Below are 23,674 nucleotides of genomic sequence, written 5' to 3'. Positions count from 1 at the left end.
ATTGAAAATCAAAAATTGTTTTTGATGTTCGATGCTGTGAGTGCCCACACAGATTGCTTGATTCAAATTGTTAAAGAACGTCACGCTTGTCGCGTTGAGGAGGCGCATATTACGCTTCTCACTTCGAAAGTCAAGCGGTTGTTTTCGCTTTTCTTTCGGCGCCCACTTCGCTAGGAAGCTGGCTCATCAGTCCGGCGTGTTCCGCCGTGCTGGTAGGGGCGCATTATAGGGAGCCGCGCCGGGATGACAAGAGGAAAACTGCAAAAAATGGCATTTTTTACAACTTTCAGGTTTAACCGTTGTTTTATTAAACAAAAGCCCCGCATCGGCGGGGCTGTTTCGGGCAAAAAAACCTTAATTCACATCACACAGCTACCTTTTTGACCAGAATTCGCGTGCAAAGCTGCGCACCTTTTCCCAATCGGTAAATTCAATGTCCTTACTGGTGTCTGTACTGCCACCGGTAATCTTCATGATCAGCTGGATGATGCGCGTCTGCCACCAGTTATAGCGGGAATATTGCAGCGCACCGGCAAACACCCCCAGGGTTTTCGGCTTCCAGGGGGAGAGGCGCAGGAACTTCTTCATATAAGCATTGGTTTGCGGCGTCTGCTTCTCTGGCTTGCGGGCCGTCAGGTTGACACAGAAGAAGGCCGCATTGGCCACCTCCAGCTGCTCCTGATGAGCGTGAATAAAGCTGAACAAGCTGGGGTGGAAGTTGCCATAACGAATGGAGGCGCCGATCAAGACCTTGGCATACTTGCTGAGGTTGCACATCGGCAAGGTATGCAGGTCATGCATCACCACTTCGCATCCCGGCATCTGCTCCAGCATGACATCGACTATTTTGCGGGTTTGGCCATCCCGAGAGGAATAAAGCACCAGAATCTTGTCCATAACAACCTCAACTACGCCAGAATGCAGGAGTAAACAGTACCAGAAGCGTAAAAATTTCCAATCGACCAAACAACATAGCCAACACCAGTACCCACTGGGCCGCCGGCGAGATATTGCCGAAGTTGGCTGATACCTCTCCCAAACCCGGGCCTACGTTGGTGAAAGCCGCAGCCACAGCGGTGAATGCGGTCACTTCGTTCAGTCCCGTCATCAGCAAAAGCAACATGAACATAAAGAAGAGAATAATATAGGTGGCGAAGTAGCCCCACACCGCCTCGACGATGCGCTCGGGCACCGCCCGATTCCCCAGCTTCAAGGTATAAATGGCTCTGGGGTGAACCAACCGCTTCAACTCGCGCATCCCCTGCATGAACAGGATCATAAAACGCATCACCTTGATGCCGCCGCCAGTACTACCCGCACAACAGCCGATAAATGCTGAGAACATCAGCAGCATGGGCAGGAACGAGGGCCAGTCGGCATAGGTCGTGGTGCTATAGCCGGTGGTGGTACCCAGAGAGACCGCCTGGAAAAGACCGTGGTTGAGCGCCTCTTGCCAGGTGGCGTAGTGTCCGTGGGTCAGCAAGGCGACAAAGCAGATCATCACCAGGGTCGCCTGGATGGCCAGGAACACCTTGAGTTCAGAATCGTAAAGGTAGCGACCGAGCCGCACCGGGCGGTGTGAGAAAACGGTAAAGTGGAGCGCAAAGTTCACGCTGGCCAGCAGCAGGAACACCACGGTAATCAGGTTGATGACCGGACTGTTGAAGAAACCGATGCTGGCATCGTGAGTGGAGAAGCCACCGACCGACAGAGTCGAGAAGGAATGGCAGACCGCATCGAACAGCGTCATCCCGGCGAGCCAGTAGGCCAGCGCACAGAGTGCGGTGAGCAGCAGATAGATGAACCAGAGCGCCTTGGCCGTTTCGGCGATGCGCGGCGTCACCTTGGTATCCTTCACCGGCCCCGGGATCTCGGCGCGATAGAGCTGCATGCCCCCGATACCCAGCAGTGGCAGAATGGCCACCGCCAGTACGATGATCCCCATCCCCCCCAGCCACTGCAGCAACTGGCGATAGAACAGAAACGCCTTGGGCAGGTGATCGAGCCCGGTCAGTACCGTTGCGCCAGTGGTGGTCAGGCCGGAAAAAGATTCGAAGAAGGCCTCCGAGACCGACATATCCGGCACGTCGCTCATGATAAAGGGCACCGCCCCCACACTGCCCAGCACGGTCCAGAACAGCACCACAATCAGAAAGCCCTCTTTCGAGCGCATCTCCTTCTTGTGATAGCGATTGGGAAACCAGAGCACCACGCCGAGCAGCAGGGCGATCAGAAAAGAGCTGACGAACTCGGCACCACCACCATCCCGATAGCCAAAGGCCACCAGTGCAGGCAACAGCATGGTCGAGCTGAACAACGCAACCAGTAGGCCAACAATGCGAATAATGCTCAGAATGTGCATTACAGCTCCCTTTCCCCAATTAAAGAGCGATGGATTCTAGCCATCTAAGGGACTGAGGGATACCCGCCCATGAGTCCGGTCGGTCAATTCACGGTCCACCTGAGCCCAAACTGAGGACTCCCACGCCACCTGCAAGGTGACCTGCTGACCGTAATCGGCCGCCAGCAATTCGCCATTATGGCTGCTGATCAGCGACTCGACAGTCCCCATGTCACCGTAATCGCAGTGAATGAGAGAGGGAGTGCGCGGCACCTTGAGCAGGGTGGGCAGTTGCTTGAGGGCGGCACCGACGCCGCCCCCATAGGCTTTGACCAGTCCACCGGTGCCAAGCTGGATGCCGCCGTAGTAACGCACCACCACGGCGCAGATTTCACCGAGCCCCGAGCCCATCAACTGGGCCAGGATCGGCTTGCCCGCAGTACCGGAAGGTTCGCCGTCATCGCTGAAGCCATAAACCTGACTATCTTGCGGCGCACCAGCCACAAAGGCCCAGCAGTGGTGGCGAGCGGCCGGATGTTGGCGCTTGATCTCGTTGACCCACCCCTTGGCCGCCTCGACGGTCGGGGTGTGGGCGATCAGGGTAATGAAGCGACTCTTCTTTATCTCTTCGGTCAACTCCAGCGGGGCAGCCGGAATGGAGTACGCAGCCGTCATCAGAGCCCTGCTTGTCTGGTCATGTTCTCCACCCCGTTGGCGTGCAGCACTATGTTGTCTTCGATGCGGATGCCGCCGAACGGACGCAGCGCCTCCACCTTGTTCCAGTTGACCCGTTTGCCCTGTTCGCCCTGACGCAGCGGCTCCAGCAGGCTGTCGATGAAGTAGAGTCCCGGCTCGATGGTGAACACCTGACCCACCTCCATCACCCGGGTGCAGCGCAGATAGGGGAACAGCTCGGGCGCCGCTAGGTGGGTGCCGCGCTCATCCTGCATGAAACCGCCCGCATCGTGTACCTGCAAACCGAGGAAGTGGCCGAGGCCGTGGGGGAAGAAGACATTGGTCACCCCGGTGTTGATCATCTCGTCCACCGACATATCCACCAACTCGGTCGCTTGCAGCAGGCGCGCCAGCTTGTGGTGCATCTGCAGGTGCAGCTCGCTGTAGCGGCGACCCGGCTTGATCTCCTTGATGATCTCCTGCTGCTGCTCGTCGAGGGCTGCAATCAGATCGGCAAACTCGCCGCGGCGCCACGCCCAGGTACGGGTGATGTCGGAGGCATAACCGTGGAAATCGACGCCCGCATCGATCAGGAAGGAGTGGCGCTCCGCATCCGGCACCCGCAAGGCGGACAAATGGGTGTAGTGAAGGATGGCCGCATTGCGGTTGATGGCGACGATATTGCCGTAGGGCGCCTCATTGGCCCCCTGCCCGACCGCTTTCATATAGGCCAGATTGATTTCGAACTCGCTCGCCCCTGCCATAAAAGAGTCCTTGGCCGCGATATGACCACGGACACCGATGCGGTTCGCCTCGCGCAGACACTCCAGCTCGTAGGGGGTCTTGTAGGCACGGTGATAGTGCAGGTAGTTGAGCACCGCCTCCGGATTGGGCTGGGTCAGACCCAGCAGCTCGGCCACTTCCAGATGACCGCCCAGATAGGCCCACTCCTGCTTGTTGCCCGGCAGATGATCGGCGACTTGTTCCGGTCGGGTCAGGAAGCGGATATCGAAGAACTCGACCCAGAAGGCATTGGGCAGATCCGCCACCTTGTGCCAGAAATCGACCGGACGATAGAACAGCAGGATTGGTTTGTTCACCCCGTCCACCAGCAGCCAGCAGTGGGGATTGTCCAGCACCGGCAACCAGGCCTTGAAGTGCGGGTTTACCTTGAACGGGTAATCCTGATCATCGAGGAAGATGCGGTGGGTCTGGCCGGAGTGGATGGCCAGCCCGCCAAGTCCCTGTTGCTGCAGGATATCGCGGGTGCGTTGCTGCAAAGTATCGAGATGCTGGGCAAAAAGTTGGCTGTAGCTGCTCATGGCGTCCTGCTCCGAGGTGAATGTGATTGCAGCATAACATCAAGCGCTTGGCGGCTCGACCCGTCAAGCTGCCGCTTCGTGAGGTAACGCATACGTTACAAACGTGTTTGTTATCAACAGAGAACCAGTCGTTAACAAATCAAAAACAATTCAATACACTGCCGGTAGATACATGAAGTCAGGGATTACTCATGGACAACCTCTGCCTGTGGCAACCGGATCCGCTCAGGATGCAGCAATCCAACCTCTACCGCTTTATGGCAGAGGTGAACCGCTTCCACGGCCTGCAACTGCAGGACTATCCGCAGCTGTGGCAATGGTCGGTGGAAAAGACCACCCGCTTCTGGCCGCTGGTGTGGCAGCACTGCGGCGTCAAGGGCGAACTCGGCAACATAGTGGCGGAGAACCGTCAGGATATGCAGCGCACCCGCTGGTTCCCCGACAGCCGCCTCAACTTCGCCGAAAACCTGCTGCGCCGCCAGGACGAGAGCCCGGCCATCATCTCCCGTATCGAAGGGAGCCCAAGCCGCACCCTGAGCTGGCGTGAGCTGGGGGAACAGGTTGCCCGGCTGGCTCAATGGCTGCGCAATCAGGGGATTGCTCGTGGCGATGTGGTTGCCGCCTATCTGCCCAATATCCCGGAAACCGTGGTAGCCATGCTGGCAACCACCAGTCTGGGGGCGATCTGGACCTCCACTAGCCCCGACTTTGGCGAGGCCAGCGTGGTAGAGCGCTTCGGCCAGACCCGGCCGCGAGTACTGTTTGCCGTGGATGGCTATCGCTACAACGGCAAGGCCATCAATATTCAGGACAAAGTGGCAGGGGTCGTCAGCCAGATCGACAGCATAGAGCAGACGGTGATGATCCCCCTGCTCGGCAACCCGCTGCAGCTTGGTCACGACTGGCAGCAACTGCTGGCAAGCCAATCGGACGCCGGCCTCCAGTTCGAGCCGATGGCTTTCAATGACCCGCTCTACATCCTCTACTCCTCCGGCACCACCGGCAAACCCAAGTGCATCGTGCACGGCATCGGCGGCACCCTGCTGCAACATCTGAAAGAGCACCAGCTGCACTGCGACATCAAGCCGGGGGAGCGGATCTTCTACTTCACCACCTGTGGCTGGATGATGTGGAACTGGCTGGTAAGCGCCCTCGCCTCCGGCGCCACTCTGGTGCTCTACGACGGCTCACCGTTTTACCCGGACGGCAACGTGCTGTGGGATCTCGCCCGCGACGAGCAAGTCAGCTTGTTCGGCACCTCGGCCAAGTATCTCGATGCTCTGCACAAACAGGGTTATGCCCCCATCAAGAGCCACGACTTGCCGCACTTGCGGCTGATCTGCAGCACCGGCTCTGTGCTGTCGCCGGAGGGGTTCGACTACGTCTATCAGCAGATAAAGCAGGATGTGCAGCTCAGCTCCATTTCCGGTGGCACCGACATCTGCTCCTGCTTCGTCATCGGCAATCCGCTCAGCCCTGTCTATCGTGGCGAAAGTCAGGGGCGTGGCCTCGGTCTCGCGGTGCAGGTATTCAACGAAGTGGGTCAGCCGGTGCAGGGGGAGAAGGGCGAGCTGGTCTGCACCAAGCCGTTCCCGGCCCAGCCCATCTACTTCTGGGGTGACGAGAATGGCGACAAGTACCATGCCGCCTACTTCGAACGGTTCGACAACATCTGGTGCCACGGCGACTGGATTGAGCTGACCCCGACCGGCGGCATTCTGTTCTACGGCCGCTCCGACGCCACCCTCAACCCGGGCGGCGTGCGCATCGGCACCAGCGAAATCTACCGCTATGTCGAGCAGCTGGACGAGGTGGAGGAGAGCATCGTCATCGGCCAGCAGTGGCAGCAGGACGAGCGGGTGGTGCTGTTCGTCAAGCTCAAGGCGGGCTGCAAGCTGGACGAGCCGCTGCGCGAGCGCATTCGCCAGCAAATAAAGCAACATTGCACCGCCCGCCATGTACCGGCCCGCATCCTGCAGGTGGATGCCATCCCACGCACCAAGTCCGGCAAGATCGTCGAGCTGGCGGTACGGGAAGTGGTGCACAACCGGCCGGTCAACAATACCCACGCCCTCGCCGATCCCGAGGTGCTGAACCAGTATCGCAACCGGCCGGAACTGGCCAGTTGATAACAAACTCATATTCATCCGAGGCGCCGCAAGGCGCCTCTCTTTTGCCTGTTTTGTGATGAGGAGCTTTTACTCGAGAACTGTTAAACAAATGTTTTAAATAGGTGTTGAAAATGTCTCCTTTTGGATCAATAGTGAGCCTCGCCCCCTGCTGGGGATAAAGGAGCACCACTCCCCACTGAGTGGGAACAAGGAGACACTCTCATGATCTACCAAGGCGAAACCCTGTCGGTCAGCTACCTCGAAAACGGCATCGCCGAGCTGAGGTTTGATGCCCCGGGTTCAGTCAACAAGCTGGATCGCGCTACCCTGCTCTCCCTGAGCGAAGCGATCGCCGCATTACAACAAGAACGTGAACTAAAAGGTCTGATCCTCACCTCTGGCAAAGACGCCTTTATCGTCGGTGCCGACATTACCGAATTCCTGGAACTGTTCGATCTGCCGCAAGAAGATCTGCTCGGCTGGCTGAAAAAGGCCAACGACATCTTCAATGCCATCGAAGATCTGCCGGTTCCGACCCTCTCCGCCATCAAGGGCCACGCCCTCGGCGGCGGCTGCGAGACCATCCTCTCCACTGACTTCCGTCTGGCCGACACCACCGCAAAAATCGGCTTGCCCGAGACCAAACTCGGCATCATGCCGGGCTTTGGCGGCACAGTCCGTCTGCCGCGAGTGATCGGCGCCGACAACGCGCTCGAGTGGATCACCACCGGCAAGGATTATCGTGCCGATGACGCCCTCAAGGTGGGTGCCATCGACGCCGTGGTCGCCCCTGACGCGCTGCACAGCGCTGCGCTGCAGATGATCAAGGACGCCATCGCGGGCAAACTGGACTGGCAGAGCCGTCGTGCCGCCAAGAAAGCCCCGCTGCGCCTCTCCAAACTGGAAGCCATGATGAGCTTCACCACCGCCGCCGGCATGGTTGCCGCCGTGGCGGGTAAACACTATCCGGCGCCGATGACCGCGGTGAAAACCGTCGAGGCCGCTGCTGGCATGGGCCGTGACGAAGCGCTAGTCGTTGAAGCACAGGGCTTCATCAAGCTGGCCAAGACCGACGTGGCCAAGGCACTGGTCGGTATCTTCCTCAACGATCAGCACATCAAGGCGCTGGCCAAGAAGGCGGCCAAGCAGGCAAGCAAGGCCACTGGCCACGCCGCCGTACTGGGTGCCGGCATCATGGGCGGCGGCATCGCCTACCAGTCTGCCAGCAAGGGCATTCCGGCGGTGATGAAGGATATCAACGAGAAGGCGCTGGCACTTGGCATGGGCGAAGCCACCAAGCTGCTCAATGGCCAGCTCGAGAAGGGCCGCATCGATGGCATCAAGATGGGCCAGGTGCTCTCCGCCATCACTCCGACCCTCAGCTATGACAACGTCAAGCACGTGGATGTGGTGGTCGAAGCCGTGGTCGAGAACCCGAAAGTGAAAGCCGCCGTACTGGGCGAAGTGGAAGGGATCATTGGCGAAGACGCCGTGCTCGCCAGCAACACCTCCACCATTCCCATCTCCCTGCTGGCCAAGGGGCTGAAGCGCCCGCAGAACTTCTGCGGCATGCACTTCTTCAACCCGGTGCACCGCATGCCATTGGTGGAAATCATCCGCGGCGAGCAGACATCCGATGAAACCATCAACCGTGTGGTGGCCTATGCCGCCGCCATGGGCAAGTCCCCTGTGGTGGTCAACGATTGCCCGGGCTTCTTCGTCAACCGGGTGCTGTTCCCCTACTTCTTCGGCTTCAACAAGCTGGTCGCCGATGGCGCCGACTTCGCCGCCGTCGACAAGGTGATGGAGAAAGAGTTCGGCTGGCCCATGGGCCCCGCTTACCTGCTGGATGTAGTCGGTATCGACACCGGTCACCATGCCGGTGACGTGATGGCGCAGGGCTTCCCGGCACGCATGAGCAAGGAAGGTCGCACCGCCATCGACGTGATGTACGAAGTGAACCGCTTCGGTCAGAAGAACGGCAAGGGCTTCTACGCCTACGAGCAGGACAAGAAGGGCAAGCCGAAGAAGGTGGCCGATGCCACTGCTTACGAGCTGCTGGCCCCCATCGCCAAGCCGAAACAGGATTTCGACAAGGACGCCATCATCGCTCGCATGATGATCCCGATGATCAACGAGGTGGTGCTCTGTCTGGAAGAGGGCATAGTCGCCACGCCAGCCGAAGCCGACATCGCACTGGTCTACGGTCTGGGCTTCCCTCCCTTCCGCGGCGGCGTGTTCCGCTATCTGGACACTATCGGTCTGGATCGCTACGTGGCCATGGCCGACCAGTATGCCGACTTGGGCCCGCTCTACCGCGTCAGCGACAAGCTGCGCGAGATGGCCGCCCAGGGCAAAACCTTCTACTGATTGCGGAAAGGAGATCCATTCATGAAAGACGTAGTCATTGTCGACTGTATCCGGACCCCGATGGGCCGGTCCAAGGGCGGCGCCTTCCGCAACGTGCGTGCAGAAGATCTGTCCGCGCACCTGATGAAATCCATCCTGCTGCGCAACCCCAACCTCGACCCGAACGAGATCGAGGATATCTACTGGGGCTGCGTGCAGCAGACCCTGGAGCAGGGCTTCAACATCGCCCGCAACGCAGCGCTGCTGGCCGGTATTCCCAAGCAGGTGGGGGCGGTTACCGTCAACCGCCTGTGCGGCTCCAGTATGCAGGCGCTGCATGATGCCTCTCGTGCCATTCAGGTGGGTGACGGGGATATCTTCATCATCGGCGGCGTCGAGCACATGGGTCACGTACCGATGAGCCACGGCGTCGACTTCCACCCCGGCATGGCCAAGTCGGTGGCAAAAGCCTCCGGCATGATGGGGCTGACCGCCGAGATGCTCGGCAAGCTGCACGGCATCAGCCGCCAGCAGCAGGACGAGTTTGCCGCCCGCTCCCACCGTCGCGCCCACGCGGCCACCGTGGAAGGGCGTTTTGCCAAGGAGATCGTCGGGCTGGAAGGCCATGACGCCAGCGGCGCGCGCTTCTTCTACGACTACGACGAGGTGATCCGCCCGGAGACCACGGTCGAAACCCTGAGCCAGCTGCGCCCGGTGTTTGATCCGGTCAACGGCACCGTCACCGCCGGCAGCTCCTCGGCCCTGTCCGATGGCGCCGCCGCCATGCTGGTGATGAGCGCGGATCGTGCCAAGGCCCTCGGCCTCACGCCGCGCGCCAGGGTACGTGCCATGGCCATTGCCGGCTGTGACGCCGCCATCATGGGTTACGGCCCGGTACCGGCCACCCAGAAGGCGCTCAAGCGTGCCGGTCTGACTGTCGGTGATATCGACCTGTTCGAGCTGAACGAGGCGTTTGCCGCCCAGTCCCTGCCCTGCGTGAAGGATCTGGGTCTGCAGGATCAGGTGGACGAGAAGGTGAACCTGAACGGCGGCGCCATTGCGCTGGGCCACCCGCTCGGCTGCTCCGGTGCCCGCATCTCCACCACCCTCATCAATCTGATGGAGGAGAAGGATGCCACCCTGGGGGTTGCCACCATGTGTATCGGTCTGGGTCAGGGCATCGCCACCGTGTTTGAACGGGTGTGATAACCAGCCGGATCGACGGGATGCACTACTGAGAGTTGTCCCTTTTCGGGGCCAGTCTGACTGGCCCCTTTTCAAGTCTGTGACGATCGCCACACGGGGTGCTCGTCAGTGGTCAGAAGCTGTCTGTTGGCCGTCCCGTTTGGGTCGGCCTTTTTTCGTTTTAATCTTATCAATAGGCTGTTATTGCCTTAAACCTCACATTAGATAGGGGGCTTGCTTGCTTTTTACTCCCCCGACAGGTTCAATCTGCACAAAAAAATGGGTGGATGCACATACATATGTCAATGAGCAAACAACTGCTGATCGTCGATGACGACCAAGAGATCCGCGAGCTGCTCAATGAGTACCTGACCCGGGCGGGCTTTCAGGTATTGACGGCGGCGGAGGGCAACGAGATGCGTCAGCAACTCGCCCAGCACAGCCCGGACCTGATTATTCTGGACATCATGATGCCCGGCGAGGACGGTTTTACCCTCTGCCAGCAGATCCGTCGTGACTCCCAGGTGCCCATCATCATGCTGACCGCCGCCTCCGACGAAGCGGATCGGGTGATCGGCCTCGAACTCGGCGCCGACGACTATATCGCCAAGCCGTTCAGCCCCCGCGAACTGCAGGCCCGCATCAAGGCGCTGCTGCGCCGCGCCGAATTCCGCCAGCCGGAAAAAGAGAAAGAGCCGAGCCGCCGCCTGCGTTTTGCCGAGTGGACCCTCGACACCCTGAGCCACCAGCTGACCCATGACGATGGCAGCCTGCTGGATCTCTCCGGCAGCGATGCCATGCTGCTCGGCATGTTCCTGCAACAGCCCGGCGTGGTGCTGGATCGCGACACCATCTCGGATGCCACCCGCGGTCGCGAAAGTCTGCCGATGGAGCGCGGCATCGACGTGCAGATCAGCCGTCTGCGCCAGAAGCTGGGCGACAACGGCAAGAGCCCGCGCATCATCAAGACCATTCGCGGCAGTGGCTACATGCTGATTGCCGAGGTGCACGAGCTGCCATGAGCAACAAGTGGTCCTGGGGGGCGCTGGTACCCCGCTCCCTGTTGTCACGGATGATCCTGCTGCTGTTGCTGGCCATCCTGCTCTCCCAGACCATTCTGACCGGCATCTGGATGCAGCAGATCCAGAAGCGGGAACTGGAGGGGATGCTCAGCACCACCCGCAACCTCGCCATGTCTGCCGCCTCCACCGTCAACTTCTTCAAATCCCTGCCGCTACAGTATCGCCATATCGCGCTGGACCAGCTGCGCAACATGGGGGGCAGCCGCTTCTTCGTCTCGCTCAACGAGGAAGAGATCCACATCAACGCCATCCCCGACAGCGAACGCAAGACACAGGTGCTGGAGGAGGTGCAGGGAGTGCTGACCCGCAAGCTCTCCGACGCCATGGCGATCAAGGTGGATTTCTCCCGGCCCGATGACCTCCACGTCTTCAACAACGACACCCTGCTGGCGGATCTTCCCTCCTCCTGGGCCCGCTACACCCTGTCGCTGGAGCCGCTCAATCCACCGGTACTGGTGACCCAGATCGAGATTGAAAAGGGGGAGTGGCTCTATCTGGCGGCCCTGCTGCCCGCCCCCTACATGACCCTCGACGATACCGTGATGCCGAGCAACCAGGTGCGTTTCATCGCCCTGATGACGGTGTTCCTCTGCTTCTTCACCTTTATGCTGGTGCGCTGGCAGACCCGCCCGCTGCGCCGTCTCGCCAAGGCGGCGGTCAATCTCGGCAAAGATATCGATCAGCCTTCGCTCAAGGAGGAAGGGGCATCGGAAATCGTGGCGGCGACCCGCGCCTTCAACATCATGCAGCACCGCATCCGTCGCTATATCGACGATAGAGAGCGGCTGTTCAGCTCGATTTCCCACGACCTCAAGACCCCCATCACCCGACTGCGACTGCGGGTCGAACTGCTCGACGACGAGGTGCAAATCGCCAAGTTCAACAAGGATCTCGACGAGCTGGAGCTGATGGTGAAAGGGGCGCTGCAGACGGTCAAAGAGACCGACATTCACGAGAATATCGAGGAGATCGACATCAACGCCCTGCTTGAGCAGATGGCGGAGTCGATGAACCTGCACGACGAGCGGCTGACCATCGAGGGGCACTGCAAGTGGCCCTATCGCGGCAAGCTGCTGGCGCTCAAACGCTGCATCGGCAATCTGGTGGACAACGGCATCAAGTACGGCCAGCGGGTGCGCATCATCATCATGGATGACGAGGAGATGCTGATCCTCTTCATCATGGATGAGGGCCCCGGCCTGCCGGACGATCAGTTCGAGCGTATCTTCGAACCCTATTACCGGCTCAGTACCGATCAGGCTGGCACCGGCCTCGGCCTTGGCATCGCCCGCAACATAGCCCACGCCCACGGTGGCGATCTGGTGCTGGAAAACCGTCCGCAAGGTGGCCTGCAGGCCACGCTCTCCCTACCAAGGCAGTAACCTTATGAAGTGGTTGTCTTTTTCTGTCATCGCCCTGCTCTCTGCTCCCGTTGCCGCCTCCCAGGTGGAAGTGCTGCACTGGTGGACGTCCGGCGGCGAAGCGAAAGCGGTCGAAGTGCTCAAATCCGAGTGGACCAAACAGGGCAACCAATGGAACGACTTTGCAGTGCAGGGCGGCGGCGGCAAGAGTGCCATGACGGTATTGAAAAGCCGGGCACTGGCCGCCAACCCGCCCGAAGCGGCCCACCTCAAGGGCTATGAGCTCAAGGAGTGGGCCGGGCTCGGCTTTTTGCGCGATCTCAGCCCGATGGCCGAACACCTCGGTTGGTACAGCCAGATGCCGCCCATGGTGCGTGCCACCCTCAGCCAGAATGGCGCCCTGATGGCGGTGCCCACCGGCATCCACCGGGTCAACTGGCTGTGGCTCAACCGCAAGATCTTCGAGCGCAACAAGCTGACTCCACCCACCGACTGGGCCCAGTTTGTCACCGTCGCCGACCAGCTTAAAAAACGGGGCATCACCCCGCTCGCCATCGGTAACGAGCCCTGGCAGCTGGCGGTACTGTTTGAAACGGTGGCGCTCGGTGAGGGCGGTAAAGAATTCTATCGCAAGGCGTTCCTCGAGCAGGACAGCGCCACCCTGACCGGCCCCGACATGGTGCGGGTGCTGACCCGCTTCCAGCAGCTGCGCGCCTATGTGCCGCAAAAATACGCCGGTCTGAAGTGGCATCAGGCCACCAATCTGCTGGAGAGCGGTGGCGCCGCCATGCAGGTGATGGGGGACTGGGTGAAGGGTGAACTGAGCGCGGGCAACTACCGGCCGGGTGAGGATATCGCCTGTCTGCCGAGCCCGGGCAGCGCCGGACTGTTCAGCTACAATCTCGACTCCATCGCCATGTTCAAACAGCGGGATCCGGCCCAGTTGCAGGCGCAAGGGGATCTGGCCCAACTGCTGATGACGCCGAAATTCCAGGAGGAGTTCAATCGGGTGAAGGGGTCGATCCCGGCGCTGACCAATCCCGACATGAGCAAGTTCGACCGCTGCGCCGTCCGTTCCTATCAGGACTTCCTGCTGGCGGAAAAGCAGGACAACCTGCTGCCCAGCATGGCAGAAGGGATGGCGACGCCGACCAATATGCGGCAGGCGATCCTCGATGTGCTGAGCAACTTCTTCAACGATCCCAAGGCCAACCCGGAGCAGACGGCGCTGCATCTGGAGCGGGCGATGCGCTCGACCCGCTGATCCGGGCACATTGCCAAACGGCAGAAATGACAAAGGCGGAATAGCTCCGCCTTTGTTGTTGAATCGTCATCCGATTCAGGATTGATCGTTCTCGTCCTCATCCTCGTCATAGTAATCGCTGAGCTCGATCCAGAGCCCCAACCCGACCATCACCATGGAGCCGAACCAGGTACCGGTATTCCCGATCGGGCTGCCCATCACTATCATGGCGAAGGACAAGAACCCCATGCCTGCATAGGCCTGTAATCTGCCGTAGGAGACCTGCATATTCACCTCCTTGTTGAATATGGTTCAATTTTTATATTACTCGTCCGGCGCAAGCTGGATAGGGCAGAATAACATTTCGGTTACATATGCTGGTTGATGGGGCGTTTATTTGATTATTTTTTAGCCCTGAGTATCATTGGCAGCCGAATAGGTTGAAGGTTGATAATAGATGAGTGATTTATTCTGCGGCGCAACCCACGAGTTGGACGCAATCGGGCTTCGTTGCCCGGAACCCGTTATGATGGTTCGCAAGAAAGTGCGGCTGATGGCGGATGGCGAGACCCTGCTGGTCAGTGCCGACGATCCTTCAACCACCCGCGACATCCCCAGTTTCTGCCGCTTTATGGATCACACCCTGGTCGCCAGCGAGACAGAGCAGGCCCCCTACCGCTATCTGATCCGCAAGGGTCAATAAGCCCCCGTACCGGAGCACTCCATGACAACCATTACCCGAATCGGCACCACCCAGCGTTGGTCAGACGTGGTCATCCACAATGGCACCCTCTACGTGGTGGAAGTGCCCGTCAGCGAAGAGGCCGACATCCACCAGCAGACCCGCGAAGTGCTTGAGAGCCTGCAACGCCTGCTGGAAGCCAACGGCTCCGGCGTCGACAAGATCCTGATGGCCAATATCTATCTCAAAGACATTCAGGACATCGCTGCCTTCAACGAGCTGTGGGATGCCTGGATCCCGGCTGGCACCGCACCCGTGCGCGCCTGCGTACAAGCCCGCCTCGCCCACGAAGGCTACAAGGTCGAAGTACAGCTGACTGCCGCTGTCTAAGAGGCGCTTATCCCCCTCATCCCCGCCCCTTCTCCCACGAGGGGAGAAGGGAGCAAACAACAAGGCACCATTGCTCGCCTCGGCACCAATAGAAAGGCCCCGCCATCACTGGCGGGGCCTTTTCGTTACCGAAACCTGAGCGACTTAGGCGGTCGGGGTCAGGGTAATGGTCACGCGACGGTTCTGGGCTTTGCCAGCGGCGGTGCTGTTGGTAGCAACCGGCTGATCCGGGCCTACGCCGGTGGTGGAGATGCGGCTACCTGCTACGCCCTGACCAATCAGCTGGGCGGCAACGGCATCGGCACGATCGCGGGAGAGCTTCATGTTCAGGTCGCGGGAACCGGTACTGTCGGTGTGACCGACCACGTTCAGGCGGGTCTTGTCGAACTCGGCAACCACCATGGCCACGCCGGAGAGGGTGTTGGCACCGGCCGCTTTCAGCTGGGAGCTGGAGCTGTCGAAGGTGACGTTGTTCGGCATGTTGAGGATCAGCTCATTGCCATTGCGGGTCACGCTGACGCCAGTGCCCTGCAGCTTCTCGCGCAGCTTGGCTTCCTGCACGTCCATGTAGTAGCCGATACCGCCACCCAGCGCCGCTCCAGCAGCAACGCCGGTCAGGATGCCCTTCTTGCGGTCACCCTTGCTGGAAGAGAGCGCACCTACGGCCGCACCGGCAGCGGCGCCAGCCAGCGCGCCCCAGGCACCTTTGGAGGTCTGGGATTCACCTGTGTAGGGGTTGGTGGTACAGCCGCTCAGGGCAACGGTCAGTGCCAGAGCTGGCACCAGGATCTTGGCTCGCATGAAAAAACCTCTGTGAAAACAATCCGGCACCATGCCGGGGGCCGGATTGTAACGCGCTGGCACGCCATTGTCTGACGCAAGCCTGAATCAACGGCGAGAGTGATGTTTTTTTGGCCAACCGGCGGGCTGTCAGCGCGGTAACTGACACTCGGCGTGGCAAGGACAGCTGACCAGATGATCGTTCACCATTCCCACCGCCTGCATAAAGGCGTAACAGATGGTGCTGCCGACGAAGTTGAAGCCGAGCTTCTTGAGCGCTTTCGACATGGCATCCGACTCCGGCGAGGTCGCAGGAATATCGCCGTTGCCCTGCCGCTGGTTGACGATGGGGGCGCCGCCAACAAAGCCCCACAGGTAGTCGGCGAAGTCGATCCCCTGCTCCTGCAACGCCAGATAAGCGCGGGCATTTCTGATGATCGACTGCACCTTGAGCCGGTTGCGGATAATGCCGCTGTCCTGCATCAGCCGCTCCACATCCTGCTCGTCGAAGCGGGCAATCTGCACCGGATCAAAGTCCGCATAGGCGCGGTAGTAGCTCTCGGTGCGCTTGAGGATGGTGATCCACGACAGCCCCGCCTGCTGGCCGTCGAGGCAGAGCTTGGTAAACAGCTCACGCGAGTCATAGACCGGCCTGCCCCACTGTTTGTCATGGTATTCAATGTATTCCGGGTCTTTGGTCACCCAGGCGCAGCGCAGTTCCATTTCCTCTCCCTCGTTATTTCAGCGGTTTGCCCGACCCTACCCACTCTGCAGGCGGCACTGCTCACATCATATACCGGACAGCCTGCCCGACCAGCCAGGGCGCAGCACCATCCCGCGAATCCGCTGCAATTTCGCCTATTATCCGACCATGCCAGACGGTATACTCCCTCGGTTCACATTCAGCAAATCTTGCTCTGATTTTCACTTCGCGCGAAAAAAATTATGCAAAAATTCGATGTCAAAACCTTTCAGGGCCTGATCCTGCAGCTGCAGGACTATTGGTCCCGCCAGGGCTGTACCATCATTCAGCCGCTGGATATGGAAGTGGGTGCCGGTACTTCCCACCCCATGACCTGTCTTCGTGCCCTGGGCCCGGAGCCCATCGCCTGCGCTTACGTGCAACCGTCCCGCCGTCCGACCGACGGCCGCTACGGTGAAAACCCGAACCGCCTGCAGCACTACTACCAGTTCCAGGTGATCATCAAGCCTTCCCCCGACAACATTCAGGAACTCTATCTGGGCTCCCTGAAAGAGCTGGGCATGGATCCTGAAATCCACGACATCCGCTTCGTGGAAGACAACTGGGAAAACCCGACTCTGGGTGCCTGGGGTCTGGGTTGGGAAGTGTGGCTGAACGGCATGGAAGTGACCCAGTTCACCTACTTCCAGCAGGTTGGCGGCCTCGAGTGCAAGCCGGTCACCGGCGAGATCACCTACGGTCTCGAGCGTCTGGCCATGTACATCCAGGGCGTGGACAGCGTCTACGATCTGGTCTGGTCTGACGGCCCGCTGGGCAAGACCACCTACGGCGACGTGTTCCACCAGAACGAAGTGGAGCAATCCACCTACAACTTCGAACACGCCGATGTGGAGTTCCTGTTCCACTGCTTCGAGCAGTACGAGAAGGAAGCCCAGAATCTGCTGGCACTGGAAAAACCGCTGCCGCTGCCTGCCTACGAGCGCATTCTCAAAGCCGCTCACTCCTTCAACCTGCTGGATGCCCGCAAGGCCATCTCGGTCACCGAGCGTCAGCGCTACATCCTGCGCATTCGCACCCTGACCAAGGCCGTGGCAGAGGCATACTACGCCTCCCGCGAAGCGCTGGGCTTCCCGATGTGTCAGCGCAGTGAGAACAAGCAAGGTTAAGGAACGGACATGGCACAACATACATTTCTGGTAGAGATCGGTACTGCTGAGCTGCCGCCCAAAGCCCTGCGCTCCTTGGCCGAAGCCTTTGCCGACAACTTCAAAGCCGAACTGACCAAGGCCGACCTGGCCTTTGGCGACGTCGAGTGGTTTGCCTCACCGCGCCGTCTGGCCCTCAAGGTGAGCGAGCTGGCCGGCGAACAGCCGAGCAAGAGCGTCGAGAAGCGCGGCCCGGCCGTAGCGCAGGCGTTCGATGCCGAAGGCAAGCCGACCAAGGCAGCCGAAGGCTGGGCCCGTGGCAACGGCATCACCGTTGAGCAGGCCGAGCGTCTGGTCACCGACAAGGGTGAGTGGCTGGTTCACACCGCCAAGGTCGAAGGCCGTCCGGCCGTCGATCTGCTGGGCGAGCTGGTCGCCTCCGCGCTGGCCAAGCTGCCGATCCCGAAAATGATGCGCTGGGGCGACAAGACCATCCAGTTCGTGCGTCCGGTCTTCACCGTGACCCTGCTGCTGGATGGGGAGCTGGTTCCCGCTCACATTCTGGGTATCGACTCTGCCCGCACCATCCGCGGTCACCGCTTTATGGGCGAGAGCGAGTTCACCATCGACAACGCCAGCCAGTACCCGCAGATCCTGCAGGAGCGCGGCATGGTGATTGCCGACTTCATGGCGCGCAAGGCCAAGATCAAGGCTGACGTCGAAGCGGCCGCTGCCGCCTTCGGTGGCGTGGCCGATCTGGACGACGCCCTGCTGGAAGAAGTGACCGCACTGGTCGAGTGGCCTGTGGTGCTGACCGCCAACTTCGAAGAGAAGTTCCTGGCCGTTCCCGCTGAAGCACTGGTGCACACCATGAAGGGTGACCAGAAGTACTTCCCGGTCTACGACAAGAACGGCAAGCTGCTGCCGAAGTTCATCTTCGTCACCAACATCGAGTCCAAGGACCCGAGCCAGATCATCAGCGGCAACGAGAAGGTGGTTCGCCCCCGTCTCTCTGACGCCGAGTTCTTCTTCAAGACCGACCTCAAGCAGACTCTGGCCTCCCGCCTGCCGCGCCTTGAAACCGTGCTGTTCCAGCAACAGCTGGGCACCGTCAAGGCCAAGGTCGAGCGTATCGAGACCGTCGCCGGCTTTATCGCCGAGCGCATCGGTGCCGACGTGGCTCAGGCCAAGCGTGCCGGTCTGCTCTCCAAGTGTGACCTGATGACCAACATGGTTGGCGAGTTCACCGACACCCAGGGTGTCATGGGGATGCACTACGCCCGTCACGATGGCGAAGATGAAGCAGTGGCCGTGGCCCTCAACGAGCAGTACATGCCGCGCTTTGCCGGCGATGCCCTGCCGTCCGGTCTGGTGGCCTGCGCCGTCGCGCTGGCCGACAAGTTCGACACCCTGGCCGGTATCTTCGGCATCGGCATGCTGCCGAAGGGTGACAAGGACCCGTTCGCCCTGCGTCGCGCCGCCATCGGTGCCCTGCGCATCATGACCGAGAAGCAGCTGGATCTGGATCTGGTTGAACTGGTTGAAGAAGCGGTACGCGTCTACGGCGACAAGCTGACCAACAAAACCGTCGTTACCGACGTGGTCGACTTTATGCTGGGCCGCTTCCGCGCCGCCTATCAGGACGAAGGCATCGGTGCCGACGTGGTGCTGGCCGTACTGGCCCGCCGCCCGACCCGTCCGCTCGACTTCGATCGTCGCGTCAAGGCCGTCAGCCACTTCCGCACGCTGGATGCCGCACTGGCACTGGCTGCCGCCAACAAGCGCGTGAGCAACATTCTGGCCAAGGTCGAAGGCGAACTGCCGACTGCCGTTAAACCGGAACTGCTGGTCGATGCCGCCGAGAAGGCTCTGGCCACCCAGGTTGCCGAACTGCAAGCCGAACTGGCCCCGCTGTTCGCCGCCGGTGACTATCAGGCTGCCCTCACCCGTCTGGCCGCCCTGCGCGAGCCGGTCGATACCTTCTTCAACGAGGTGATGGTGATGGCCGACGACGAAGCCCTCAAGGCCAACCGTCTGGCACTGCTGAACAACCTGCGCAACCTGTTCCTGCAAGTCGCGGATATCTCCCTGCTGCAGTGATTCTGGTTGAGTCAGTGATATTAAAAACGGCGCCGCGAGGCGCCGTTTTTTATAAAAATAACTTTTAAATAGAAGATGAATAATCTTTAAAATTATTACCTACGAGGACATTCTCTAATACAATAAAATCAACATGATCATTAATTAATGGCGCATTGAGCAATCCAACTACATTCAACCAACAAATTAACGCTGAATACTTGCCTTCATAAAAACCAACAAGCTCATGATCACCATCACTATTTTTATATATAGATAACAAATGGCCATAGCTATTTAACTCAACGTTTATTAATGAGGCACTTTGTTGTAAAAAGCCAGATATAAAACCATCTGGTACATTTGAGTCAGGCACATTAAACGTTTTGTTATACTTCTTGCTCAGTGATAACGTACCCAACGCTGCCAATATGCTAATAAAGCTACCTTCTATATAAGCTTTCATTTTGGGGTCAAGCTCATTTAGTTCTATATATTGATGAGGGTATAACTGTGGACTAGTATAAATTAACACATCTAATCGTTCAGAATGCCTAGAAAGCAAACTAAGAATTTCTTCTAATTTCATTGTGGCTTTCTGTACATCTAATTGCTTCTTTTGATAGTAAACTGCAAACGCAGCGCCAAGGAATGTCAAAAAAGAAAAAATAGTTCCTATTGTGCCGCCAATAAAACTACCAAAATTCGACCACGCTTGATCAGATGTAGATAATGAATAATGTGAGATTGGTGCAAATATATAGATGTAGAGAAGTAAGGGAGCACTAACCAAAACCAACACACAAAACATCACAATAATAAAATTTCGCTTTCCCATAGACTTCGTTCCATATTTTAGCAATGCTAATAATAAAGCTACAGGCTTAATTAGCGAAGAATTATCACCTCGGTAGGTTCGATTAGCCGTCAGGCGTAATCGGACGTTCGCGTAAATAGGCTCTCCCGCCATAACCGCCAGCCGAATTTCCAACTCCGGCTGGCCGCCCCGGCTTCACGGCAACAACCGCAACCAAAGCCTCTCGTTCGTCCGATTACGCTGCGCTAATCGAACCTACAGGGGGCAATGAGCTGTTATCATTTGAGACAGTGCCCAGCGCCGCCACGGCCAATCAGAGGAACGTCATGAACATACCTGCCGCCCCCGCCCCGTCAATCTGCCAGCAGTGTCAGGAGCAGGTGGATCTAGACTTCGACTTCACCATGGCTTTTCAGCCCATCGTCGATTGCAGCAAGCGCACTATTTTCGGCTACGAGGCGCTGGTGCGAGGGCTCAACAACGAGCCGGCGCAGAGCGTGATTGCCCGGGTCAACGACGACAACCGCTACCGCTTCGATCAACTGTGCCGCATCAAGGCCATCGCGCTGGCCGCCCGGCTCGATATGCGGGGCATGCTGAGCATCAACTTTCTGCCCAATGCGGTCTACCGTCCGGAACGCTGCATCCGCACCACCCTGCAGGCAGCCCGCGAGCACCTCTTCCCCATCGAGCAGATCATGTTCGAGCTGACCGAGGTGGAGCAGGTGCAGGATAGCCAGCATCTTCGCGGCATCGTCGATCACTATCAGGCGCTCGGCTTCAAAACGGCGATCGATGACTTTGGCGCCGGTTACTCGGGCCTCAACCTGCTGGCCGATTTTCACCCCAACATCGTCAAGCTCGATATGCACCTGCTGCGCGGCATCGACCATGACCCGACCCGGCAAGCCATAGTGCGCCACTGTCTGGCACTGTTTGCGGAGCTGAAGATCACCCCGCTGGCGGAGGGGATCGAGACCCGCGAAGAGATGGCCTGCCTGCGGGAGATGGGCATCAGCCTGATGCAGGGCTATCTGTTTGCCCGCCCCGGCTTTGAAACCCTGCCGGAAGTAGATTTCGCCAGCTTGTAAGCCAGTCGGTCTGCACTGACCCCTCAGCCCACTCCCACCCGAATAAGAAAACGGACACCCGAGGGTGTCCATGTGCATACCCTGTGACCTTGCGCCATGGTCACACAGTCACCCTCCCCGGTTAATGGGTCAGCTGTGGCAACAGTTGCAACAGGTGAGCCCGTATCGCCAGCGGCGTCTGGCTGACCCAGATCTCCAGCAGGCCATACGCAAGCAACGGCAGCACCAGCAGCAACAGGCAGAGCAGCCCCAGCAAACGGCTTGGTGCGAGCCGATGCACCTTGCTGCCAAGGTGCAGGGCCTCGACCCGCTTGGGGCAGGCGGCCACGCAGCTCAGGCAGCCGGTGCACTCCAGGCTGCGTACCGCGATAAGCTGGTGCACCGCAATGCGCGATGGACAGGCCCGGCTGCACTTGTCACAGCCGTGACCCTGGCTTCGCAGGCAGCGGGCCGGGTCGCGGCGAATGCGCAGCGGCGTCAGTAGCCCCAGCAGGGCGAGCCAGGCGCCATAGGGGCAAAGGTAGCGGCAGAATCCCTGACGAAAGGTCGCGGTAAGCAGCAACACCCAGCCGAGGCACAGACCCGAGATCAGGGTCAGGTTGAAGAAGAAAGCCCCCATCTTCATATCCGCCGCCTGATGGTAGGGGCTGGTGAAGTAGCCGGGCAGGGCAGCAGCCGGCACCGCCAGCAGGATGATGAAGAGCAGAAAGCCGAGCACCAGAAATTTCTGGGTGCGCAGGGCAAGATCCAGCCAGCGCGGCGGGCTCCACTCCCCCGGCAGCAACCGGTGGCGCAGGCCATGTAGCCATTCCCCCACCAGCCCGAGCGGACAGAACCAGGCACAGAACGCCCGCCCCAGCAGCAGGGCCGACAGGGAGAGTACCAGTACGGTGACGGTGGCCGCCGGATGGTGGGGATCCACCAACCCCTGCGCGAACCAGGCCCGCAGCCCGAGGCCACCGGCGATGGGCAGGAAGGCATCCACCACGTCCGGGCGCACCAGCCAGGGGCTCATCCCCTGTCCCAACTGCCAGATATGCAGGCTGTATTGCACTGTGACCAGCCCCCAGCAGAGCAGCAGCAGATGGCGAGTGCGCGCCCGCAGCCACTGGCTGTCGAGCGCTTCTAGGGCGGGCAGCGGCCGCCTCTGGTGCCGGGGGGCAAGCACGGCGGTGACCGTCCCCAGTGCGAGCCAGAGCAGGCTATCCGCCACCAGCAACCAGACCAGCCCCAGCAGGCCGAGCGCAAGACGCCCCGGCCAGCCGGTGCGTACCTGCCACGCCAACAGCACCAGATAAACCATACCGGCCACCATGGTTATCGCTTCAATCACGCTCATGCATCCCCCACTGCCTACATCCGGATCCGGCAGCAAGGATAACTAACATTTGAGTTGATTATTTTGATCTGCATGGGCCGAGGGAGGAGTTATGGCCAATGCCTCCCTCGCAGGCTCTCCCCTCTTTCAACGACACGCCGCCTCACCAGCCAGGAACTAGCCGCGGGCACGGTGGAGGTGGTAGTCAACGTGATAGTCGTTGGCATTACGGAACATGATGGAGTAGTTGAGGAACTCTCCGCTCTCGCTGTATGAGAGTGAGGTGAGCCGCAGGATAGGGGCTCCCTGCTCGATATGGAGCTGCTCGGCAGTAACCCGATCCGCCAGCACGGCACTGAAGCACTCATAGTTGCCCGCAATCGCGATGCCGCACTCCCGTTCGATGTAGTCGAATTTGGACCCTTCCAGATGGGCGACCGACAGATTGCGAAACAGTCTGACCGGCATATAGCTCTCTTCCAGCAGCAGAGCCCGACCATCCACCGAGCGGATCCGGCTTGAGTAATAGACGGGTTCATTCACCTTAACCCTCAGCTGACTGGCGATGGCCGGTGGCGCGGGCATGGTACGAAACTCCAGTACCTGGCTGGTCAATGTGCGCCCCTGCTCGCGCATCAGTTCGGTAAACCCGCTCAGACCTTTGGTCTCATGCTGAACATCCTTTTTCGTCACATAGGTGCCGCTGCCGTGGCGCCGCTCGACTAATCCCCACTCGATCAACATATCTACCGCTCTGCGGATGGTCATGCGGGAGACGCCATACTGTTCTGCCAGCGCTTTTTCGCCCGGCAACACATCTCCCACCCGACACTCGGCACCGTTTACCCTGATCCTGAGTCGATCAGCCACCGATTTATAGATCACTGCTAGACATCTCCTGTGGTCACAACGCCAACCATCTTATTCTTAAGCAAGTGGATAAATTGCATAAAAACAATAACTTAAATTTAAACTAAAGCTGCAAGAACATCACAAAACC

The 23,674-nt window shown here is 59.4% G+C and carries 21 protein-coding genes; 11 read left to right on the top strand and 10 right to left on the bottom strand.

The features are described 5' to 3' along the window. Positions 1 to 372 precede the first annotated feature (372 nt). Genes hemG through pepQ form a run of 4 tightly spaced genes read right to left on the bottom strand, consistent with a single transcriptional unit; the run spans position 373 to position 4,338 of the window. Positions 373 to 897, bottom strand: a complete 525-nt coding sequence (gene hemG / locus G5332_RS18585; RefSeq protein ID WP_005339483.1) for a menaquinone-dependent protoporphyrinogen IX dehydrogenase — start codon at positions 895 to 897, stop codon at positions 373 to 375. Between the two features lie 7 nt (positions 898 to 904). After that, entirely contained in the window at positions 905 to 2,362 is a 1,458-nt protein-coding gene (locus G5332_RS18580; protein WP_158114340.1) for a TrkH family potassium uptake protein, read from the bottom strand. 36 nt (positions 2,363 to 2,398) lie between these two features. Further along, a complete protein-coding gene (locus G5332_RS18575) occupies positions 2,399 to 3,016 on the bottom strand; it encodes a YigZ family protein (RefSeq protein WP_227341644.1) in 618 nt (205 codons plus the stop codon). Further along, positions 3,016 to 4,338, bottom strand: a complete 1,323-nt coding sequence (pepQ, locus tag G5332_RS18570) for a Xaa-Pro dipeptidase (RefSeq protein WP_227341645.1) — start codon at positions 4,336 to 4,338, stop codon at positions 3,016 to 3,018. Before pepQ ends, G5332_RS18575 begins: the two co-directional genes overlap by 1 nt. Positions 4,339 to 4,529: 191 nt before the next feature. On the opposite strand from pepQ, the gene G5332_RS18565 reads away from it, so the two are divergent. The 6 genes from G5332_RS18565 (at position 4,530) to G5332_RS18540 (ending at position 13,690) form a co-directional block, all read left to right on the top strand. Further along, positions 4,530 to 6,467, top strand: a complete 1,938-nt coding sequence (locus tag G5332_RS18565) for an acetoacetate--CoA ligase (RefSeq protein ID WP_227341646.1) — start codon at positions 4,530 to 4,532, stop codon at positions 6,465 to 6,467. Positions 6,468 to 6,671: 204 nt separating this feature from the next. Beyond that, positions 6,672 to 8,819 carry a fatty acid oxidation complex subunit alpha FadB gene (gene fadB, locus G5332_RS18560; protein WP_421173132.1) on the top strand — a complete coding sequence of 716 codons (2,148 nt, stop codon included), beginning with the start codon at positions 6,672 to 6,674 and terminating at the stop codon, positions 8,817 to 8,819. Between the two features lie 21 nt (positions 8,820 to 8,840). Beyond that, positions 8,841 to 10,004, top strand: a complete 1,164-nt coding sequence (gene fadA, locus G5332_RS18555; protein ID WP_224969151.1) for an acetyl-CoA C-acyltransferase FadA — start codon at positions 8,841 to 8,843, stop codon at positions 10,002 to 10,004. 278 nt (positions 10,005 to 10,282) lie between these two features. Next, positions 10,283 to 11,005, top strand: a complete 723-nt coding sequence (locus G5332_RS18550) for a response regulator (protein WP_005339475.1) — start codon at positions 10,283 to 10,285, stop codon at positions 11,003 to 11,005. Beyond that, positions 11,002 to 12,447 carry an ATP-binding protein gene (locus G5332_RS18545; protein WP_005339474.1) on the top strand — a complete coding sequence of 482 codons (1,446 nt, stop codon included), beginning with the start codon at positions 11,002 to 11,004 and terminating at the stop codon, positions 12,445 to 12,447. Before G5332_RS18550 ends, G5332_RS18545 begins: the two co-directional genes overlap by 4 nt. 4 nt (positions 12,448 to 12,451) lie before the next feature. Then, positions 12,452 to 13,690: an ABC transporter substrate-binding protein gene (locus G5332_RS18540; RefSeq protein ID WP_064339027.1), complete on the top strand. Its 1,239-nt coding sequence runs from the start codon at positions 12,452 to 12,454 to the stop codon at positions 13,688 to 13,690. Positions 13,691 to 13,765: 75 nt separating this feature from the next. Here G5332_RS18540 and G5332_RS18535 read toward each other — a convergent pair whose 3' ends face one another. Further along, complete coding sequence (locus G5332_RS18535; protein WP_005339471.1) at positions 13,766 to 13,957, bottom strand: hypothetical protein; 192 nt, start codon at positions 13,955 to 13,957, stop codon at positions 13,766 to 13,768. Between the two features lie 169 nt (positions 13,958 to 14,126). Between G5332_RS18535 and tusA the strand changes: the two genes are divergently transcribed. Together tusA and G5332_RS18525 are read left to right on the top strand one after the other, a co-directional pair. Next, positions 14,127 to 14,372, top strand: a complete 246-nt coding sequence (tusA, locus tag G5332_RS18530; RefSeq protein WP_005339470.1) for a sulfurtransferase TusA — start codon at positions 14,127 to 14,129, stop codon at positions 14,370 to 14,372. Between the two features lie 21 nt (positions 14,373 to 14,393). Next, positions 14,394 to 14,741 carry a RidA family protein gene (locus G5332_RS18525; protein WP_201991043.1) on the top strand — a complete coding sequence of 116 codons (348 nt, stop codon included), beginning with the start codon at positions 14,394 to 14,396 and terminating at the stop codon, positions 14,739 to 14,741. 144 nt (positions 14,742 to 14,885) lie between these two features. Here the strand turns inward: G5332_RS18525 and G5332_RS18520 are convergent, their stop codons facing one another. Further along, positions 14,886 to 15,542, bottom strand: a complete 657-nt coding sequence (locus G5332_RS18520; RefSeq protein WP_005339468.1) for an OmpA family lipoprotein — start codon at positions 15,540 to 15,542, stop codon at positions 14,886 to 14,888. Positions 15,543 to 15,671: 129 nt separating this feature from the next. Beyond that, a complete protein-coding gene (locus G5332_RS18515) occupies positions 15,672 to 16,244 on the bottom strand; it encodes a DNA-3-methyladenine glycosylase I (protein ID WP_064339030.1) in 573 nt (190 codons plus the stop codon). 222 nt (positions 16,245 to 16,466) lie between these two features. Here G5332_RS18515 and glyQ point away from each other — a divergent pair, with 222 nt between their 5' ends. Together glyQ and glyS are read left to right on the top strand one after the other, a co-directional pair. Beyond that, complete coding sequence (gene glyQ, locus G5332_RS18510) at positions 16,467 to 17,390, top strand: glycine--tRNA ligase subunit alpha (protein ID WP_005339464.1); 924 nt, start codon at positions 16,467 to 16,469, stop codon at positions 17,388 to 17,390. A 9-nt stretch (positions 17,391 to 17,399) separates the two neighbouring features. Then, the gene (glyS, locus tag G5332_RS18505) at positions 17,400 to 19,469 is read left to right on the top strand and encodes a glycine--tRNA ligase subunit beta (RefSeq protein ID WP_005339462.1); all 2,070 of its coding nucleotides are present in this window, start codon (positions 17,400 to 17,402) and stop codon (positions 19,467 to 19,469) included. A 64-nt stretch (positions 19,470 to 19,533) separates the two neighbouring features. On the opposite strand, the gene G5332_RS18500 is transcribed toward glyS, so the two are convergent. Further along, complete coding sequence (locus G5332_RS18500) at positions 19,534 to 20,439, bottom strand: hypothetical protein (RefSeq protein WP_421249951.1); 906 nt, start codon at positions 20,437 to 20,439, stop codon at positions 19,534 to 19,536. Positions 20,440 to 20,591: 152 nt separating this feature from the next. On the opposite strand from G5332_RS18500, the gene G5332_RS18495 reads away from it, so the two are divergent. Beyond that, a complete protein-coding gene (locus tag G5332_RS18495) occupies positions 20,592 to 21,356 on the top strand; it encodes an EAL domain-containing protein (RefSeq protein WP_421249952.1) in 765 nt (254 codons plus the stop codon). Positions 21,357 to 21,477: 121 nt separating this feature from the next. On the opposite strand, the gene G5332_RS18490 is transcribed toward G5332_RS18495, so the two are convergent. Both G5332_RS18490 and G5332_RS18485 read right to left on the bottom strand, forming a co-directional pair. Next, positions 21,478 to 22,695 carry a 4Fe-4S binding protein gene (locus G5332_RS18490; protein WP_216979829.1) on the bottom strand — a complete coding sequence of 406 codons (1,218 nt, stop codon included), beginning with the start codon at positions 22,693 to 22,695 and terminating at the stop codon, positions 21,478 to 21,480. Positions 22,696 to 22,851: 156 nt separating this feature from the next. After that, the gene (locus G5332_RS18485) at positions 22,852 to 23,559 is read right to left on the bottom strand and encodes a GntR family transcriptional regulator (protein WP_216979828.1); all 708 of its coding nucleotides are present in this window, start codon (positions 23,557 to 23,559) and stop codon (positions 22,852 to 22,854) included. Positions 23,560 to 23,674: the final 115 nt, after the last annotated feature.

The organism is Aeromonas sp. 603757, assembly GCF_049171255.1.
Taxonomy (GTDB): Bacteria; Pseudomonadota; Gammaproteobacteria; order Enterobacterales; family Aeromonadaceae; genus Aeromonas; species Aeromonas veronii_A.
Note: the sequence above shows the minus strand (reverse complement) of the source record. Positions and strands in the feature narration are given on the sequence as shown.